The organism is Enterobacter sp. K16B, assembly GCF_020216105.1.
In the GTDB taxonomy this organism is placed as follows: Bacteria; Pseudomonadota; Gammaproteobacteria; order Enterobacterales; family Enterobacteriaceae; genus Enterobacter; species Enterobacter sichuanensis.
Map to the genome: position 1 here is coordinate 1 of NZ_JAIWJZ010000054.1, position 370 is coordinate 370.

Annotated in this window: 1 rRNA gene; it reads left to right on the forward strand. The window is 54.9% G+C overall.

From position 1 onward, the window contains the following. Positions 1 to 370 (forward strand): 23S ribosomal RNA (locus LDK53_RS12015); the annotation flags it as partial.

A 370-nucleotide genomic window follows, 5' to 3' on the forward strand; every position in this document is an offset into this window, starting at 1 on the left:
CAACGGATAAAAGGTACTCCGGGGATAACAGGCTGATACCGCCCAAGAGTTCATATCGACGGCGGTGTTTGGCACCTCGATGTCGGCTCATAACATCCTGGGGCTGAAGTAGGTCCCAAGGGTATGGCTGTTCGCCATTTAAAGTGGTACGCGAGCTGGGTTTAGAACGTCGTGAGACAGTTCGGTCCCTATCTGCCGTGGGCGCTGGAGAATTGAGGGGGGCTGCTCCTAGTACGAGAGGACCGGAGTGGACGCATCACTGGTGTTCGGGTTGTCATGCCAATGGCACTGCCCGGTAGCTAAATGCGGTAGAGATAAGTGCTGATAGCATCTAAGCACGAAACTTGCCCCGAGATGAGTTCTCCCTGAG